At 68.1% G+C, this 17,990-nt stretch carries 18 protein-coding genes; 4 read left to right on the top strand and 14 right to left on the bottom strand.

Going from position 1 to position 17,990, the window contains the following annotated elements; all coding sequences use genetic code 11:
- Positions 1-3 precede the first annotated feature (3 nt).
- The 14 genes from ABZ434_RS22490 to ABZ434_RS22425 all read right to left on the bottom strand — a co-directional run bounded on the left by ABZ434_RS22490 (position 4) and on the right by ABZ434_RS22425 (position 13,765).
- Positions 4-738: a hypothetical protein gene (locus ABZ434_RS22490; protein WP_359139605.1), complete on the bottom strand. Its 735-nt coding sequence runs from the start codon at positions 736-738 to the stop codon at positions 4-6.
- Positions 735-1,679 carry an ABC transporter ATP-binding protein gene (locus ABZ434_RS22485; protein ID WP_359139602.1) on the bottom strand — a complete coding sequence of 315 codons (945 nt, stop codon included), beginning with the start codon at positions 1,677-1,679 and terminating at the stop codon, positions 735-737. The genes ABZ434_RS22490 and ABZ434_RS22485 overlap by 4 nt, the downstream gene beginning before the upstream one ends.
- Positions 1,672-2,313, bottom strand: a complete 642-nt coding sequence (locus ABZ434_RS22480; RefSeq protein ID WP_359139596.1) for a DJ-1/PfpI family protein — start codon at positions 2,311-2,313, stop codon at positions 1,672-1,674. Before ABZ434_RS22480 ends, ABZ434_RS22485 begins: the two co-directional genes overlap by 8 nt.
- A gap of 127 nt (positions 2,314-2,440) precedes the next feature.
- Entirely contained in the window at positions 2,441-3,433 is a 993-nt protein-coding gene (locus ABZ434_RS22475) for a FomB family phosphonate monophosphate kinase (RefSeq protein ID WP_359139704.1), read from the bottom strand.
- Positions 3,434-3,498: 65 nt separating this feature from the next.
- Positions 3,499-4,122 carry a hypothetical protein gene (locus ABZ434_RS22470; protein ID WP_359139593.1) on the bottom strand — a complete coding sequence of 208 codons (624 nt, stop codon included), beginning with the start codon at positions 4,120-4,122 and terminating at the stop codon, positions 3,499-3,501.
- 69 nt (positions 4,123-4,191) lie between these two features.
- Positions 4,192-5,184, bottom strand: a complete 993-nt coding sequence (locus ABZ434_RS22465; RefSeq protein ID WP_359139590.1) for a hypothetical protein — start codon at positions 5,182-5,184, stop codon at positions 4,192-4,194.
- A gap of 1 nt (position 5,185) precedes the next feature.
- Positions 5,186-6,826: a carbamoyltransferase N-terminal domain-containing protein gene (locus ABZ434_RS22460; RefSeq protein WP_359139586.1), complete on the bottom strand. Its 1,641-nt coding sequence runs from the start codon at positions 6,824-6,826 to the stop codon at positions 5,186-5,188.
- On the bottom strand, positions 6,823-8,799 hold the full coding sequence (locus ABZ434_RS22455) for a radical SAM protein (RefSeq protein WP_359139583.1): 1,977 nt from the start codon (positions 8,797-8,799) through the stop codon (positions 6,823-6,825). Before ABZ434_RS22455 ends, ABZ434_RS22460 begins: the two co-directional genes overlap by 4 nt.
- Before the next feature lie 61 nt (positions 8,800-8,860).
- Positions 8,861-9,523: a hypothetical protein gene (locus ABZ434_RS22450; RefSeq protein WP_359139580.1), complete on the bottom strand. Its 663-nt coding sequence runs from the start codon at positions 9,521-9,523 to the stop codon at positions 8,861-8,863.
- A complete protein-coding gene (locus ABZ434_RS22445) occupies positions 9,520-10,503 on the bottom strand; it encodes a carbohydrate kinase family protein (protein WP_359139577.1) in 984 nt (327 codons plus the stop codon). Before ABZ434_RS22445 ends, ABZ434_RS22450 begins: the two co-directional genes overlap by 4 nt.
- Complete coding sequence (locus ABZ434_RS22440; protein WP_359139574.1) at positions 10,500-10,922, bottom strand: RidA family protein; 423 nt, start codon at positions 10,920-10,922, stop codon at positions 10,500-10,502. Before ABZ434_RS22440 ends, ABZ434_RS22445 begins: the two co-directional genes overlap by 4 nt.
- A complete protein-coding gene (locus ABZ434_RS22435) occupies positions 10,915-11,688 on the bottom strand; it encodes an SDR family NAD(P)-dependent oxidoreductase (RefSeq protein ID WP_359139571.1) in 774 nt (257 codons plus the stop codon). The genes ABZ434_RS22440 and ABZ434_RS22435 overlap by 8 nt, the downstream gene beginning before the upstream one ends.
- On the bottom strand, positions 11,685-12,740 hold the full coding sequence (locus ABZ434_RS22430; RefSeq protein ID WP_219567182.1) for a hypothetical protein: 1,056 nt from the start codon (positions 12,738-12,740) through the stop codon (positions 11,685-11,687). The genes ABZ434_RS22435 and ABZ434_RS22430 overlap by 4 nt, the downstream gene beginning before the upstream one ends.
- A gap of 14 nt (positions 12,741-12,754) precedes the next feature.
- Complete coding sequence (locus ABZ434_RS22425) at positions 12,755-13,765, bottom strand: Gfo/Idh/MocA family oxidoreductase (RefSeq protein ID WP_359139567.1); 1,011 nt, start codon at positions 13,763-13,765, stop codon at positions 12,755-12,757.
- Between the two features lie 663 nt (positions 13,766-14,428).
- Here ABZ434_RS22425 and ABZ434_RS22420 point away from each other — a divergent pair.
- Genes ABZ434_RS22420 through ABZ434_RS22405 form a run of 4 tightly spaced genes read left to right on the top strand, consistent with a single transcriptional unit; the run spans position 14,429 to position 17,975 of the window.
- A complete protein-coding gene (locus ABZ434_RS22420; protein ID WP_359139564.1) occupies positions 14,429-14,653 on the top strand; it encodes an acyl carrier protein in 225 nt (74 codons plus the stop codon).
- Positions 14,654-14,662: 9 nt separating this feature from the next.
- A complete protein-coding gene (locus ABZ434_RS22415; protein ID WP_359139561.1) occupies positions 14,663-16,360 on the top strand; it encodes an AMP-binding protein in 1,698 nt (565 codons plus the stop codon).
- Entirely contained in the window at positions 16,360-17,415 is a 1,056-nt protein-coding gene (locus tag ABZ434_RS22410) for a hypothetical protein (RefSeq protein ID WP_359139558.1), read from the top strand. The genes ABZ434_RS22415 and ABZ434_RS22410 overlap by 1 nt, the downstream gene beginning before the upstream one ends.
- A complete protein-coding gene (locus ABZ434_RS22405) occupies positions 17,412-17,975 on the top strand; it encodes a hypothetical protein (protein WP_359139555.1) in 564 nt (187 codons plus the stop codon). Before ABZ434_RS22410 ends, ABZ434_RS22405 begins: the two co-directional genes overlap by 4 nt.
- Positions 17,976-17,990: the final 15 nt, after the last annotated feature.

The following is a 17,990-nucleotide window of genomic DNA, read 5'->3' as shown; positions in this document are numbered from 1 at the left end:
CGCTCAGGCCTCCAGCGGGATGGCGTGGTCACGGACGGCTTGCTGGAGGCGCAGTACCAGGCCCACCACGATCGCCAGCGAAACAGCCGTGAGCCCGAAAGACACGGCGAGGCTGCCGGCGCCGGCTCCGCGTACCCAGCCCATGACGTGTGACTGCGGCATGAGCCATGAGAGCTGGCGGATCACCGGCGGCAGCGCGTCCCGAGGAACGAGCAGGGATCCGAGAGCGAGCAGCAGGCCCACGAGGCCGTTCGTCATGCCCGGTGAGAAGGGGAAGCGGAGCACCACGAAGGCCATCAGCCCCACCACGGAAGTGGTGGCAAGGGCCAGCGCAGCACCGCCCACCAGCCATCGGAGCCAGTCGAAACCGGGCGTCAGCCCCCACAGAAGGGCGAGCGGCAGCAACGTGCCGGGGAGGGACACGAGAGCCTGGACCGTCATGCCCGCCAGACGGCCGAGCACCACGGGAACAATGCCGTAAGGGGCTGCCAGGGCCGGGGTGAGGGTACGCCACTGTTTTTCGCCCAGCAGGCTCACCACCACCAGCACGATCAGGGCGTCGAGGTAGCCGATGCCGGCGATGCCCACGGCGAATGCCGGGTCGACGGCCGCGGAACGATAACTGTGAAGGATGACAGCGAAGACCAGGGGCATGATGAGCCCCGCCAGCAGGGCGACCGGGCTGCTCGCCTGCATGCGTATCTGGTCGCCCGCCGCGCGCCAGGTGGTCGCGGTCACCGTGAGTCCACCATGTCCAGGAAGACCTCCTCCAGACTCGGAGGCGTGACCGAGACGCTTGCGACCTGGGCGCCGAAGCGGGCCAGCACCCAGCCGGCCGCTGTTGCCCCGTCATGAACCCGCAGCCGGGTGGTACCGCGGTCCTGGCGGCTTTCCAGCAGTCCGGGGCAGGCGTCGCACGCCGGTACCGATTCCTCAGCCGCGGTCCAGATGATCTGGACCGAGTGTCCGAGGCGGGCGGCGGCGGCCACCCGCAATTGGCCGGGCGTTGCTTCACTGTGCACGGCGCCGTTCTTCATGAGTACGACACGGTCGCTGAGCTCCTCGGCCTCTCTCATGTCGTGCGTGGTCAGCAGGATGCTCCGGCCCTCCTGAGCCAGTCCGCCCACCAGCCGGCGCATCGCAGCGGCGGACTGCGGGTCCAGCCCGGCGGACGGCTCGTCGAGAATCAGCACCGAGGGCTCGTGCAGCAGTGCCCGGGCAAGGTGCAGGCGTTGCTTCATGCCCCGCGAGAAGGTGCCCACCGTGTCACCGGCGCGGTCGGCAAGTCCCATCTGCTCGAGAACCGTGACGGAGCGTTGCCGCAGGTGCGATCCCCGAAGGCCGTACATCAGGCCGAAGAAGGTCAGGTTCTGCAGGGCCGTCAGTCGCGGGTACAGGCCGAGATCGCCGCCCAGGCTGAAGCCGCAAGCCCTGGAAGCGGCACGGCGCTCACGCACGATGTCGTGGCCGCCGACGTCGGCGGAGCCGGAGGTTGGGGTCAGCAGTCCGGTCAGCAGTCGTACCGTGGTCGTCTTGCCCGCGCCGTTGGGGCCGAGTACGGACACCAGCTCGCCCGGCTCGACTGTCAGGTCGACACCACTGACGGCGGCCCGTACCCGTCCTGCCTTGTCCTTGAACTCGCGGCGCAGCGACCGCGTCACGATTCCCTGCTCAGCCAAGGCGGGGCTCCTCTTCCTCGTTCGTCGCGGGTCCGGCCGCGCTGATGGTCACGGGCCAGGAAGGAGCAAGAACTTCAAGTCGCTGCGCCACGCAGGGCACACACTCGGCGGCGAACCGCCGGATCACCTCGAAGGCGATGTCGACGGCCTTGATCCCCGGTCCCGGAAGCCCTCCCACGCTGGTGAGAACCGGGTCGCGGATCAGCCCGCGGCCGATCTCGGCCGACGTCAGCTTCAGCAGCAGATCCTGCTTGCCGCCGTGGACGGCCATGCGCCTGGCCGGCACCCCGGCAGCGGCCACCAGCAGAGCGCCGGTGCAGACGGAGAACAACGCAGCCCCCCGCGCAGCCGCCTCCGCAACCGCCTGCCGGAGCAGCGGGGAGGCCGCGGCCTCCTCCGCGCCCCGGCCACCCGGAAGTACCACCGCAGCGCACGACGACAGGGCGGCGAGCGTCCGGAGACCGCCGATCACCAGCCCGTTGGACCCGGTTACCTCCGGTGTCGGACCGGCTGTCAGCACCCGCAGGCCGCTGTTGTGCTGCGTGCACTGCGCCGCTTTGGTCAGGGGCGCGACGACTCCGGCCAGGTCGAGTTCCTCGACGCCCTCATAGGCCACCACACCCACCCAGGTCACCGCCGGCCTCCTCGGTGAGTGGGGAAGCCGCAGCGAAGCGGCGCCCGGTCGACGGCGCGGCCCGCCGGCCGGTCCGTCGCGTCGGCTGTCCCGGCGGATAGGACGGGAGGAGGACACTCCATGGCCCTCACAGCTCCGCGAGCCGGGCGAGCGTGCGGTCGCGGATCTGCGGGTCCAGCATGTCGGCGTTGACGTAGAGGCGTCGCGAGGTCTTGACGAGATCGTGCATGCGCCGCTTCATCGTCGAGAAGACGTCGCCGTAGTGCTGGAAGTCGTTGCCCAGATGGGTGAGCACGTCGTCCTTCAGGCCATAGGTGCCGATCGCGAAGGCGAAGAGGTCCAGGAACGCGTTGAACGTCTCCTCTTCCACGCTCTCGAAGCAGGGGGGCCGATCGGCGTTGTAGTCGATGACGCACAGGTTGCGGACCGTTGCCTCGGCCACCGGTTCGTGGCCGAAGATCATTCCGGGATCGAGCCGGTACTCGGACGCGTCCAGGTGCTTCTCCAGCCTGCCGGAGTCGATGAGCTCCTCGAAGCAGCGGTCCCGGCGGACCCGCATCGCGGAAGGGACTCCGTGCACGGTGCTACCGCTGGTGAGCACGTGCGTGTTGCTCACGAAGGCCGCGCCGGCCGCGCACGCCTGAGTGAGGAATACGGTCTTGCCTCCGCTCCCGCGGCCGAAGAGCAATGTGGCACCCGTCGGTTGTGCGAAGGCGGCGGCCTTGAGATGGACCATGTCGTGGTCCACAGCGAACAGGGTCAGCAGGTGCTTGGTGAAGTAGGGCCAGATGGTGCGTTCCAACTGGCGGCCGAAGACGTAGATGGTGCTGCCGCGGGTGACCAGGTAGGCGGGCGGGCCGTAGTGGTGAGTGAGGTAGAAACCACTCCGGAACCGGTCGGCGCGGAAACCCCGGTCCGCGAGGGGTTCGATCAGCGCGGGGTCGACCGGATCCCGGTCCAGGTCGACACAGACGATCTCGTAGGTGCAGTGATCAGCGGGCTGGGCGAACCTGCTGAAGTACGAGTACCCGCCGAAGTCGGCTGCGTTGCTGGAGATGCGAAGCCGGAAGAGGTTGAGGTCGACCACCCGGGAGGACCTGACGGAGTAGTGCGGAGCCAGAGTCTCCCGCACGTCGTGGTCACCGCGGTCGTCCTGGCCGACCGGCGCCGCGGTCTGCCGGCTGGTCACGGTGTCTCCTGACCGGCAAGGCGGGAGCGGTCGAGCGCCTGGGACACCGCGGCGGTGAATCCGTCGGGGTCGCTGCCGTAGAGGTCGCTCAGGTCGCTGATGCCGTCACCCAGTTTGAGCTCGTGCACCCGGCCGGTGAATCCGAGGATGCGGATACGGCGCACCACGGCGGCGACGTATCCCGCCACTCCGTCCGGATAGGTCTGCGCGTTGTCCGCCTCCACCTGGACGAAGACTTCGCCGACCGGCAGGTGCTCCGGGGCGAGCGCGTCCCAGTGGTCGGAGCCGGGTATGCCGACCGCGGGGAGTCCGTGGTGCCAGGCTGTCCAGCAGTCGGATTCACCCTCCACGACGATCTGGTATCCGGCGGACCGGGCGTGGTCCAGTCCGTCGGCGCTGCAGTAGGCCACGACGGGGTGCACGTCCCCGGGCACCCACGCGGATCCCCCTGCCCCCCGCATGCCGGTGCGCAGCCGGGTCCGGCCGGGCGCTCCACCCGGGGCCACGTAAGCGAACCGCACCCCTTCGTCCACGTCGCTCAGCCCGAAGCGACGCAGGGCCTCCACCGGAAGCCCTTTGGCCTCTGCGAGACGTGCGACGGTCACCCGTCCGTCAGTCATGATGTCTCCTGCTTGTCTCTCGTCGTGCCTGGTACGAATCCGGCTGGTCCGGCCGGACCAGCCGTGCCGTCAAGCCGGCAGGGCGGCTGCTCCCCGGTCCTCGGGACAGGCAGGCTCGTCGGCTGTCCACGCGGATCGGCCCACGTCGGGAATGACGGGTTCCACTTCCAGGTGCCGAGCACTCAGCTCTGCGGCCACCGCTACCCGGTCCCAGTGCCGCCACTTCAGCCCCAGCCGGTCCGCCTGGTCGAGGAGAGACCGCCAGTCCCTGCTTCGGCCCGATCGCACCCGCTCGAGCATCGAGTTCAGTTCCGTGCCGTCCGGCCGGTCGGCCAGTAGCCGGCTCAGCCGCTCGAGTGCTGACTTCCAGGACAGGTCGCAGGCCTCGGTACGTTGCTCGATCTCGGCGAGCACGGCCAACACCTGGTCGGTCACGTCCTGTCTGGCATCGAGAGCGCCGAGCAGTCGGGTGCGTTCCGGCCGGTCGAAGAAGATGCCGAGCTCTCGCACGATGTCCGCGGGTTCGTCGGAGACATGGACGTAGGTGAGCACCGAGGCCTGGGCAGCCCCCGCGATCCGTCTGAGATGATGTGTCTCGCGGTCCTCGGGCCGGCTCGGTCCCTTCAGCCCGCTCAGCCGGGTGGTGGCCGGGATCCCGGTCTTCCGGGTGTCCCTGAGCAGTACGTACAGTGACTCGCCCGCCGGCATGATCAGGTCCATCACGTCTATGCGCTCACGGGTGGCGATGTTCAGCTGGTACCGCCACACCTCACGCGTGGTGTGGCGGTCGAACCGGAACGTGCTCCAGGCCACGGGGACGAAGCCGGCGTCCCGCACCGCCGTCAGCAGCCCGGCTCCGCCTCGCGCGGCTACCGCGTCAGGACGCAGAACGAGGGGGGCGACGGCGTGGAGAGCGTCCGCGACGGCCGGACCCGTGCCCAGCACGGCCGAGACATCGTCCCAGGCATCCCGGTAGTACGGATCGCCGGCGTAGATCTCCCGTTTGCGGTCGACCCTCGAGAGCCACTCGGGTACGTGGCAGCTTGTTCCACCTTGCTGCACGTCAGGCCCTCTCGTACAGCATGCCGTCGGACCAGACCGCCGGGACCCGGCCCCACCGCATCGCGCTGCGCACGTCGGGGAAGAAACCGCTGCCGTTGAGGTTGGCGCTGGTGTTGCACAGCAGCGGAATGCCGCTGAGCCGCTCGTACTCGGTGAGGACCTCGAAGACGAAGGAATCGTCCCGGGGACCGACCGTCTGGACCCGGGCCGTTCCGTCCAGGTGGACCACGGCCGGCACCCGGTTCCGCCAGTCCGGCCGCACCTCGTGCTCGAAGAGCATGTACGGGTCGGGCACACCGGGCGTGAACACCTCCGGCGCCCGCGCCTCCAAGCAGATCGGAGCCACCGGGCGGTAGCGCTCACGCCCCTTGACGTCGTTCAGGCGGTCCTTCATGCCGGGGTCGGATGCGGGCGCGAGGATGCTGCGGTGGCCGAGCGCCCGCGGCCCCAGCTCGGCCCTGCCGTGCAGCACCACCACAGGGTCCCCCGATTCGTGGAGCCGGCCTGCCAGTTCGGCAGCCGAGCACGGCCGGACTGCCCACCCCGGCATCGGCTCCGAGGGGACGAGCGCGGGACCCGCGTAGGTATCCCATTCGAGGTGGACGGGGCCGGGGGAGCGAAGCAGCTCGCAACAGGCCGCGCCGAGGGCGCTGCCCGCGTCGTTCGGGAAGGGCGGCACCCATACCGTGTCCGCGATGTCCGAAGCGCGGATGTCACTGTTCCACTTGATGTTGAGGGCACAGCCACCGACCAGACAGAGGTTCCGGGTGCCCCGGCCGTCCGCGGCGATCTTCTCCTTCAGCCCGTCGACCAGTGCCCGGCCCAAGAAGGTGTGAATCGAGGCGAGGACATCGGCGGGGCGCGCCCCCGCGCAGTCCAGCTCTTCCTTCATCCGGGCCAGGATCCGTCGTCCGGCAGCCTCGGTCAGCCGGTCGTCGTCCGGCTGGTCCGTCCCGAAGACCTCCCGTTCCGCTTCCCGCAGGAGGACTTGCAGGGACTCGACAACTCCCTCGTCCGCGGTGCCGTGGGCGATGTACGCCATGATCTTGCCGGGCAGCGCGAGCGTGTGCGGCCACTGGAGTGGGGCGTCGAAGGGGGGACAGGCCATGGCCAGGGTGTGGTAGGTGTCGCCCAGCATGTGGTGAAGCGCTCCCAGGCTCTCCATGACCTGGGTTGACGGGTCGTAGTGGTACAGGAACGGAAACATCGCTCCGTCCCAGCAGAGGACGTACGACGGCTCCGCTGCCCTCGCGAAAGGGCTGGAGCAGTAGGCGCTGGCCACATGCCCCGCGTAGTGCGGGTAGCTGGTGTACTCCAGATCGAGCATTCGGGAGATGTAGGGCCGTAGCAGGTTGTCGTCGACCAGTCCCCGACGGTACGGAGCCAGATCGATCAGCGTCTCCTGACCGCCCCAGGGCTTCACCTTGTGGGTCTTGCGCCAGCCGTCCACCACGAAGCGGTCCACGTCCGCGAGCCGGTAGCCGTACTCGACGAGCAGCCGGCTCACGATCTCGAGGTCGTCAATGCGCTGATGGCGCGGATTGTTGGCGAGCTTCTCCATCTCGACGGAGAAGACCAGCCGTCCGTCGTCGATGAGGGCGACGCCGCCGTCATGGGTGAGTTTGACACCGCAGATGATCACACTGCGCCTCCGTCCGCTGCCGCGGGGACGGCCGAAACCTTCGCGAGGATCTCGTCGGCCCTCGGGGTCAGGCGCGTGGCGATGCCATCGCGGTCACCACCGGCCGGGAACGTGACGACCTCGCAGGAGTGGTCGTAACGGTCATGTCCCTCATAGCCCAGACCGACCCGGAAGCCGTCGATGCCTTCGGCGTGCTCGGCCAGCCAGACCGTCACTTCCCGTTCTCCGCCCTCGCCGTCGGCGTGCCAGGCAGTTCCCGCCCGGGCGACGGCCGTGCCGTCCTCCTCGGTGATCTGCTGGACGCTGTCCGCCAGCGCACTCAGCAGCACGGCATCCGCGGCGAGGCCGTCCAGCAGATGCTCCAGCTCCTGCCAGATCTGTTCCTCGGCCCCTTCCGGGAGGGTCTCGCTGTCCTCGAGGAAGTCGAAGAGCCGTTGGAAGACGTAGAAGTAGCAGTCGCGGTCGGACTGGTCGACCCGGCGCATCGCCTGGCTGAGACACTCGAACAGCCAGCGAGGCATGGGTGTGCGGGTCTTGTCCTCCAGGACTCGCTCCATGAACGCTTCCCGGGCGGCAAGCACGGCCATCGCCCGTGAGTCGGCCTCGTACCTGCGGTGGAACCTGCGGAAGGCAGGCTCGAAGGAGTTCACCCGCGGATCATCGAAGGTGTAGATCCACCGGTCGCCCAGGGCGGAGTCGTCGACCCGGCCCAGTTCGATCATCCGCCGGTACTGAGGGGTGCCCCAGTAGATGTTCATCTTGTTCTGAAGGTGCTGCACCTTGGCGTACCCGGAGTCCCGGATCCACCGGTACTGCTCCTTCAACTCGTCGAAGGTCATCTCCGGGTCGAACATGATGTAGCCGAAGTTGATCTGGTGCGGTGCCATACCGACCTCGCGCAGCTCACGCAGCGCGCGGTCGTTGTCCTCGACGGTGGTGCCCTTGTCCCACCGCAGGAGGACGGAGTCCACACCGGACTCAGCCCCGATGAAGAGACGGTGCATGCCCACGTCCATGAGCCTGCGGACCAGTGACTTCTCAATGGTGTCCGCGCGCATCTCCGCGTAGAAGTTGACCTCCAGCTTGCGCTCGGTGAGCAGGTCGCAGAAGTCGTGGACCCAGCGGATTCCGGTGGGGGAGGGCATGATGAACAGATCGTCCACGAAGGAGAAACGGCTGACGCCGTAACGGTCCTTGACGGACTGCATCTCGTTGGCGATGCTCTCCGGCGACCTGCGCACCACGTTGTGGTCGCCGTAGATCTGGTGGATGGAGCAGAAGGTGCAGGAGGCGTAACAGCCCCGCGACGCCACCAGGTAGGCGGAGTTCGAGCCGCGTGAGTTCTGGGCGAGCATCTCCTGCAGGTCGTGCCGGGCAGGGAACGCCAGACTGTCGAGGTCCCTGATACGCGGCCGGTCCGGTGTCCGGACGAACTCGCCGTCCACCCGCAGGGACAGGCCGCGCATGTCCCGCAGAGGCAGTCCCTGCTGGATGCGTGCGGCCAGCTCCACGATCGCGTACTCGCCCTCGCCACGGACGATGGAGTCGATCTCTGCACAGTCGGCGAGGATCTGTCCGTCCGCCGCGCTCGGGAAGACGCCGCCCAGCGTGATGTGTACGTCCCGCCGCACGGCCTTCACGAGCCGGGCGATCTGCCGGGCGGCACGGTAGGTGCGCTGGGACTTGGCGGAGATACCGATCAGCCTTATCCGCGGGTCCGCCAAAAGGCGCTCGGCCACCTCCTCGGGATTGATACCGAGAAGCTCCGCGTTGATGCTGGTCGAGGTGTAGCCGTGCTTGTCCAGAGAGCCGGCCAGGTATCCGAGGGCAAGGCTCTCCCGGTACTTCAGCCGGTTCTTCTGCCATGCCTCGACGAGGTGGGGGTGCACCAGGCCCACGACGAAATCGGGGTCCTCGTTGCGATGATCGGCGAAGGGATGAAGCACCGTCAGCGGCAGGGGTGATCTCTTCACGACGTCCTCAATCAGTTCGGGTGGTGGGGCGGGGGAGAGAGGGAGGGTCGGAACAGGCTTGTCAGGCCAGCAGGCCCAGCTCTGCCAACTTGAGTCGTACGATGCCCAGTTCGGCGCGCCCGATTTTGCGCTCCCCGGGCTCCTGCGCCTCCTTGGCGTTCGAGCCGCCCACCCGCGTGCGGGTCGTACCCTCGAGGAAGTCGTAGATGCGGAAGCTGCTGCGGTCACGTGGCCCCTGGATGACCAGGCTGATGGTGCCGGGGTTGGCGTAGACGGCGTGGACGAACGCGTTGTCGAGCGTGTAGCTGGAGCCGGGCAGCTGCTCCTGAATGAACCTGGGGTCGGGTGCCTGGGCGGGGCGGTTCTCGTCACCCCAGATGTCCTCGACGTTCCCGTACAGAACGTGGCGGTAACTGCCGCGAAGAATCAGCGAGCTGAAGCTCGCGCGATGGTTGTGCGCTTCCTCGACCATGTGGTCTCCGAAGATGTGCAGCCGCAGCCGCACACCGGTCTCCGGATCGTCCTGCAGCACGAACTTCTGGAACGTGTTGAATGCCTCGGCACTTGCGGCGAGCTGGTCGTCGTCCTCCATGCGGTCCCACAACCGGCCAAGTTCGGCCGGCTCCGCCAGCACAGGGAGGGCCGCTGCGGCAGCCTCGTGGACCTGCTCCAGACGGTGCCAGTCGACCTGGTGGAACGCCTTCGTCAGAATGTCGATGCTCATGGTGTTGTCCGCTCCTCGCTTTCAGGCATGAACGATCCGGCGCGGACGGCAGCTGCGGCGGCCGGGAGCCGGTCCAGGGACAGTGACGTGTCGCGCGCACCGGGCACGGTGACTGCGTGGGCACCCGCCGCGGCACCCCAGGCAAGAGAGAGGGGCCAGCCGTGACCGAGGAGCTCGGCGGCCACTGCTCCGGCGGTGAAGGCGTCACCCGCCCCCGTGGAGTCGGTGGCGGTCACCTCCGCGGCGTCGGTGAACCAGACGTTCCTGCCGTCCGAGGCCAGGGCGCCCCGACTGCCCAGAGTGACGACCAGCCCGGAGAGCCCGTGCTGACGGCACGCCCGGAGAATGTGATCGGCTTCGGGGGGAGCGTCGAACATGTCGGTGAACTCGGCACGATTGACGTACACGCGGTGGCAGCGCGCCGCCAGCCGCACAGCCCAGGGGGCACCCGCGTGGAGCCCTCCCGGTGTCCAGTGCACAGGCGTACCGGCAGCGCCGGCCGCAGCCACCAGCTCCTGCGCCACGTCCTTCGGCGGGTCGAAGAGGACGACTGTTCGAAAACGAGACAGCGGCAGGGAGGCGCAGGTCTCTCTCCTCCATTCCTCGGTGGCTCCGCGATACATGAGCATGCTGCGGTGGCCGGGATAGCTGGGGATGAACACCCGTCCGGTCGTGGCACCCGCCACCTCCACGACGTGGTCGTGGCGTACTCCTTGCTGCTCCAGTTCGGTGCGGAGCGAGGCGCCTTCCGCGTCGTCGCCGACCGCGCTGAACAACGACACCCGGCAGCCGAGGGCCGACAGGGCGACGGCGCAGTTCCCGGCGTGTCCGCCGCCGGTCACCAACAGGCCCGTGACCCGCACCGATCCGTCGTCGACGGGTTCCTTCTCGACGGTCAGGTGGTAGTCCATATTGAGGCTGCCGGCTACCACTACCTCCTGGTCCCGGAGGGTGTTCCGGCCTGCCGGGCCGGAACTCACCGCCTCTCCTCCACCACCGCGACACCCGAGATCTCCACCAAGTGCTCAGCGATGGCGAGCCGGGAGACCTCAACCAGAGTGCTCGACGGGGCGGGGTCGCTGAGTACCCGGTTGCGGACGGCGGAGACCGCGGCGAAGTCCGCCATGTCGGACAGGTAGATGACGACGCTGACGAGGTCGGCCAGTTCGCCGCCGGCCTTCTTCAGTACCTCCGAGAGGAGACGGAAGACCGTCTCGGTCTGGACGGTCGCGTCGCTCGGGCCGATGACCGTGCCTTCCGCGTCACTGGAGACCTGCCCGCTGACGAACACCATGCGTCGCCCGTTGCCGAGCGGCACGGAGACCGCCGGCGAGTACTTGCCGATGGGGAGGGTGTGGCCCGGAGGCTGTATCACCTGGGTACCGGACGTGTCAGACACTCGTCGGCTCCGTCGCGTAGACCTCCGGAAACATGCCGAAGGATGAGGTGATGGAGGAGAACTGGATCTCGCGGACCTCGAGTCTCCCGGGCAGGGCGAACACCGAGGCGATCATTTCGCCGACCTCCGCCATAGTCAGCGCCTCCGGCCTGGAGCCGGGCTGCTTGCCCCGGAAGTAGGTGTCGACCCGACTGGGCACCAGCGCGGTCACCCGGACCCCGCTCTCACGGGACTCGCGGCGTGCCGTCTCCAACAGCGAGAGGAATCCGGCCTTGGAGGCGCAGTAGGCGCCCCTTCCGCTGAAGGAGTTGTAGGAGGAGTCCGACGCCAGACCGACGATCTGCGAACCGGGCCGGCGGCGCAGGTACGGCAGGGCGGTACGCAGGGTGTGAAACGCACCGTCCAGGTTGGGGCCCAGTACCTGGCGCCAGTCATCGGTGTTCATCTCTTCGAGAGAACTCCAGATCCCGCCACCCGCGTTGACCACGACGCCGCGTAGGGACTCGATGCCCTTCAGGGACTCGGCCGCCGCCTCATCGACGCGGTCGGAATCGGCCACGTCGACGACGGCTGTGCGGACGGGAGTTCCCCAGCGCTCCTCGATCGTGCGGGAAACGTCCGCGAGATCGGCAGCGGTGCGCGCCCAGAGGATCACGGGATACCCGGCCGCGGCCAGGGAGAGGGCCGCAGCCCGTCCGATGCCCCGGCTCGCCCCGGTGATCAACACCCAGTTCGGGGCGGCGGCCTCCGCCGCAGCACCGCTCATGAGGCGGAGGGACTGAGTGCGGCGAAGCTGGCCTCGACATCGTGCGCGCTGTACGAGGGATGGCCCTTCGGAGGGGACTTCAGGAGCTTTGCGGCAGCGGCCACGAAGCCCTTCTCCTCCGCGCGCAGGGCGGCAGCCGCGATACGGATGAGGTCGATGATGACGCCGGCCGCGTTGCTCGAGTCCTGCACACGCAGCTTGAGGTCCACCTCGACCGGGGTGTTCGCCCACCCGACGCCTTCGATGTTGAGGTAGGCAACCTTGTGGTCCATCAGGTGGGGAACGTAGCCCGCTGAGGGGATGACGTCCACGCGGTCCAGCGGCACACCGTCCTGGGCCAGTGCGTTCAGCTTGGACTGTCGCTTGGAGGCTCCCTGCTCACGCAGGTTGCGGAAGTCCTCGTTCCCGCCCAGGTTCAGCTGGTAGGAACTGGCCAGCGTGATGCCGCGTTCCGCGAAGAGTGCCAGCAGCGAACGGTGCACCACGGAGGTACCGATGTGGCTGGCCAGGTCGTCGCCCACGAGCGGTACCCCGGCGGAGACGTACCGTGCATGGAGTTGCTCGTCCCGGCCGACGATCTCGGGGGTGCAGTTGACGAAGGCCACGCCGGCCGTCAGAGCCGCCTCCGCGTAGGCGGTGGCGGCCCACTGCAGACCCGTCGGGAGCGAGTAGAGCAGCACTTCCGCACCGCTGTCGCGCAGGGACCGGGCAAGACGACGGATCTCGTCGTCCACGGTCGCGTCCGGGGAGATTCCCGTTTCCACGACGACCCCGGTGGGTGCCATCTCAACGCCGAGCCGAGGATAGTTGTTGGGCGCCTGGAAAACAGCCTCGTTCAGCTCGGAACCGACCTTTTCGGCATCGATGTCATAGGCCGCTACTATTTCGACGTCGTACACGGAGAGCCCGCCGATCTCGGGCCTCTTGATGCCTGGGAACTCCTCGGCAGGAACTCCCTGTGCCGCGAGGTTCGCGTAGTACCGAATCCCTTGGGTCAGTGCGGATATGTTGTTGCCGACGCCTGCCACAGCAACCTTGGCCGAATGTGTCATGTTGATCCTTCTGCTCACTCGCTCAGAACTGCCGGGGAATGTGCGGCAGCCGATTCAAGAAGGCGTTGGGCCGCCAGACCGGCGGAGAAATCTGGGATCCGGGCGTCTGTACCCCCGGTGTTCGATGCCAGGAATGCAGGGTAGGGGTTCTCGAGTGATCCGGCGGGCCAAGTGGCGGATTCCCCGGCCACAGAGGAATCCAGGCGGCCCTCGGAGGTGTCCGGGCACACCTCCACCGAGACGACCGCGTCGGTTCCGGAGACCGTGACCCGCAGTCGGCGGTGTCCGCCGGTGACACGCAGCACGGAAATCGTGGCGATCGTGCCGCCCGGCGACTGCGCGAGTACCGAACCGGCATCTTCGGTCCGCCCCGGAACCGGACTTCCTTCCGGCGTGGTCCTGATCGGCCAGACAATGCTGGAGGCGGCGCCGAGAATCGCGTATTCCTCGCCGGTCGTCCAGCTCAACAGGTCGAACAGGTGGACACCTTGGTCGGCGAGGGCGCCTGCCGCTGCCCGGCTCTTCGTGTGACGCCATGCGAAGGCCGTCGATGGGCCGGCCAGGAAGTCGTGGTGGAACTGCAGATCCATATGAACCACCCGACCGAGCCTGCCGTCGGTGATCATGTCGCGCAGAGTGCCGAAGGCGGGGTGAAATCGCCACTGGAACATGGTCATGTGCGGAACGCCGGCTGCTTCGGCCGCTCGGACGACGGACTCTGCGGATTCGATGGTGAGGGCGAGTGGCTTTTCGCAGACGACCCACTTGCCACGCCCGAGCGCCTCCTCTGCGATTTCCGCGTGGAGGTCGACCGGAGCGGCGATCACCACCAGGTCGTATGCGTCGTCGAAGGCGTCCCTCACGTCGTCGCTCACTCGGGGAACGCCGTATTCGGTGGCGACTTTCTCAGCCTTCTCGCGATTCTGTCCGTAGACGAGAAGGCCGCATTCCGCCTCGGGGCAGTTCCGGAGCCACGCGAGATGCTGCTCCCCGAACCCGGCGCCAATTACCGCGGCACGCATCATTGCGCCCCAACTCCTCACCGATCAAGGGACCGGAGACTCAACTAGGAGTTACGGCACCGAGACTGAGACCTGCCTGGCTTGGCCGGGATCTTTCCAGCGTGATCGACACAGCGTCAAGAGTTGACTTCACGGCTCCACTTGGGGATCCTCCAGCTCCAAGGGCGCGCATCCCGTTGCGTTACCCTCTGGACGCAATTGTCTTTCCGTAGTCGATGGGCGGCGTTTCCACTGGTCAGGCGGAGAGGTGGGTGGTTCGGCGGGATTTGTGGTGTGCCGGGTTGTCGCTCACTTCGGTCGGCACAGCGGAAGCAGGTCGTCACACGCGTGGGATGGCTTCGCCGTTCGGGCAAACGGTTCGAGCAGTGGTAAATCGTATCGCCGCCGGACTTGTCGCCACTGTTCCTGCTCGAGGTCGTTTCCGGCATCCTGTTCAGGCTGGTCACTGCGGGGTACAAAGTGTCGGGGATGTTCCGGGAGTAATCTCGTACCAACCTCGATGGAACGCCTCCTATTGCCATCTCGCAGCACTGAAGGCTCTTGTGCGGGTGGTCTGGCTGGAGTAGCTTCACCTGAAATCGGGGAAGTTCTGGTGCCGGCCGTTGTCTGACGGTGGAGATCCCATCTGAGAATTATCGCAACCATTGAGAACGATGAGGGGAAACTGTGCCGGTTTTCGGGCGCGACGGAGATATTCTGGCAAAGTGTGCCGAAATCCTGGGCGTGGAATCGATCGCTGTACACGATGACTTCTTCGGAGTCGGCGGGGATTCCCTCGATGCTGCCGAGGTGAGTGAAATGCTCACCGCGGAGACGGGTCAGGATGTCGCGATGGAGCTCGTACTGGGCAGCCCGACCTTCGGTGACATGCTGAAATCACTGCGCGGCTGATTCCTGCAGATGGAGAACGGCAAGAACATGCACGGCCTGCTGGATCTACTGGATCGCAGGGCGGCCGACGGCCGTGTCCGCTATGTACGGCTGGACTCCTCCGCGAACCTTGTCGGAGAGCTGTCCGCCTACGATCTCAGGCGCAGTTCCCGGGGGTTCGGCCATCAGCTGTCCTTGAGCTGCCCGGGCACCGGCAGCCCCTATGTGCTGATCGTGGCAGGTGACCCTCTGCGCTTCCTGGAGGCATTCTTCGGCATCCTCCAGGCGGGGATGGTCCCCGTGCCCGCTCCCGGTATGCCCCACGCGCATCGAGGGCACGCCCAGCGGCTCAGCGGCATCATCAGGGCCTCCGCCCCCCGGGCCGTCGTCGTCGACACCCCGGAAGCAGCCGCCGCGCCGGCGATGCCCGAGGATTGTCCGGTCCTGCTCATCGATGAACTGCGGGCGTCGGTCGCTGAGAACGCGCCCCGGGCCGGCGGCGCGCCGGATGACGTCGCCTACGTCCAATATACTTCCGGGTCCCTCGGCGCACCCAAGCCGATCCTGTTGCGGCACCGCCAGGTTCTGGCCCAACTCGCCCAAGCGGCCGAGGCGTTCGAGGAGACCACGGAGAGCGTCTCCGTGAGCTGGGTGCCCCTCTACCACGACATGGGGCTGGTGACGGCCGTGCTCCGCCCCCTGTGGACCGGGTACACCTCGGTCCTCCTCGACCCCTTCGACTTCGTCCGGCACCCCACGCTCTGGCCGCGGGCCATGAGTGACTGGCGCGCGACCCATACCTCCGCCCCCGATTTCGGCTATGCGTTGTGCAACCGCAAGGTCCCCGACGACACGGGGGAGTACGACCTGACCCGGCTGCGTGTTGCGCGCTCCGCGGGCGAGCCGGTGCGGTCGGCGACGATGCGCGCCTTCGCCGAGAAGTTCCGCAAGGCGGGCTTCGACCATGCGGCGTTCACGCCCTCCTACGGGCTGGCGGAAGCAACTCTCACGGTGACCACATGCCCGCCGCGGCAGGCACCCAGGATCCGCGCCGTGTCGGCCGCGGCGCTGCGCCGGGGGCACGTCGAGGCGCCGGCCTGCGCGACGGACGCGCAGGAGGTCGTCTCCTGCGGCCCGCCGCTGCGCGGCACCGGCGTGGAGATCCTGGACCCCGACACACGGGCCGTTCTCGGACCGGACCAGGTCGGCGAGGTGTGGATCAGCGGCCCGCAGGTTGCCACCGCGCCCGACGGCGCGCACCGGGTCGGCGGAACCCTCGGCTGCGGGACCGGCGACCTGGGGTTCCGGGAAGGCGGAGAGCTCTTCCTGGTCGGCCGGGCAAAGGAGCGCTTCCAGCTCGCGGGGGAGAACTTCTACAGCGTCGAGTTGGAGGCCGTCGTGGCTGCCGTGGACGACCGTATCCGGCCGGGCCGCACGGCGGTCTTCGTCGCCCAGCTGCCGGGCGCCCCCGCGCCCGTTCCGGTCGTCCTGGCCGAATGCCGGGCGGAGGCCCAGGAAGCGACCGACGCCGACACTGCGCGGTCCCTGGCCCGCCGCATCGTCTCCGCGCTGGGCCGGGGCCCGGGCCTGCCGGTGTCCGTGGTCTGGCTGGTGCCGGCCGGCACGCTGCCCGTCACCACCAGCGGGAAGATCCAGCGCGGCCGCTGCCGGGACGCTTTCGAGGAGAACTCCATGCCGACCATTCACCGCTACGGACAGGGACTGTGATGCGCGCAGGGCCGCAGCCGCAGGGCGCCCCGCGGACAGAACTCCTGCCGGAGAATCTGGCCCAGGACGTCGTCGACGAGATAGACGCCTACCTGGAGCGTGTCCCGCACGACACCTCCTGCCTGGCCACGGGTTCCCTGATAGAGGGCTTCGGCAACAGCAACTCGGACATCGATCTCTATGTGATCCAGCCGTCGGGCAGCACTGCCACCAAACCCATAGCCATCGGCATCCGCGATTCGCGCTACGTCGACGTCGAGTACCTGAATCTCGCGGCGCTCCACAAGCTGGCCGACGTCTTTCGGGACACCACCCCGGACGAGGCCCCGCAGGTCCTCACCCTCCGCGACTTCGACCGCTACTACCGGCTGTCGGTCGCTGCCCGGCTGAAGGTCACCGGTGAGGCGGAGGCCGTCCTTGACCGGTGCTCCGCCGAGCGGTCCGCAGTCCTCTTCGCCCGGTGGTCCCTGGCACAGGCGGCCGCGTACCTGGCACGAGCGACGGTCGCCGGGGCGCTGCGAGAAGTCCCGCGGGCCGTCATCCTGGCCCGCCAAGCGGCGGTGTGGCGGGCGACCTCGCAGCTGGCGGACGAGGGGGAGGCCTATCCCAGGCTGAAGTGGGTCACGGTGAAGGCCGCCCGCCGTTTCGGAGCGGACACGCCCGGCTACCGGTCCTGCCTCCAGGGGCACGACGTGACACCCGCCGATCTCGAGCCGGCCCTTGTCGCTCTGCGGGAGCGCATTTCGCCGGACATGGCCACCGGCGGGGCCGATGACGCCGTCAGCTGGACACTCGCCGAGGATGTGGAGACGGTGACCGACGGGACCGGTTTGCACCTGATCCGGGGCAGCAGGTCCATCACACGGATCGAGGGACTCGCCCGGATGCTCATGGGTCACCTCGCCGAGGGCGCCTCCTGGATGTCCGCCGTGGAGCGGACCGCCCGACAACTCGCGGTATCCCCCGGCGACATCCGTACGACCGCAACCCCGCTGATGCGGGAGCTCGCCGACGCCGGCTACGTGGTGTCCAGTGTTCAGGGGGTTCAGCGATGACCGTGCACAGTCTCCCACTCAAGGGCTGGGTGCGGACCAAGCGCCGGGTCAACGCCATCGAGCTGGACGTCATGGCCCTGCGCTACGACCTGGACGGTGCGCTGGACGCCGGTCAGTACGGACTCGCCTGGTGGGCCGGACAGGCCATGCTCACCGCGGCGGTGGAGCTTTCCCTGGTCGAGTCCGGCGTGGAACTGCGCGGCCAGGAGGATCCCGTGGAACGCGCGTGCTCCGCCCTCGACGCCCTGCACCGGGTGAACCCCGTTCTGGCGCAGGCCACATGGGAGCTCTGGCTGCGCCCGCAGCCGTCGGAGGGTGAGGTCCAACGGGCGCTCGACGAGATACTCGCCTTCATCGAGCAGCGGCTGGGACTGCCCTGGGTGCTGTCGCGTCAGCAGGTGGTGATGCGCTGGGCCGCGAGCACCAGCGTGCTGCGTGCCGTGGCGAAGCAGCTCGGCATGGCCGGGGCCGAGGACTGGTACCTCGGTGGCTCGGACTCCCCGGACCTCGACTGGTACAGCGACATCGTCGCAACGCTGGAGCAGGAACGCCGACGGTAACCGCCCGCCCGCCCA

Source organism: Streptomyces sp. NPDC005761, assembly GCF_040630635.1.
GTDB lineage: Bacteria > Actinomycetota > Actinomycetes > Streptomycetales > Streptomycetaceae > Streptomyces.
Note: the sequence above shows the minus strand (reverse complement) of the source record. Positions and strands in the feature narration are given on the sequence as shown.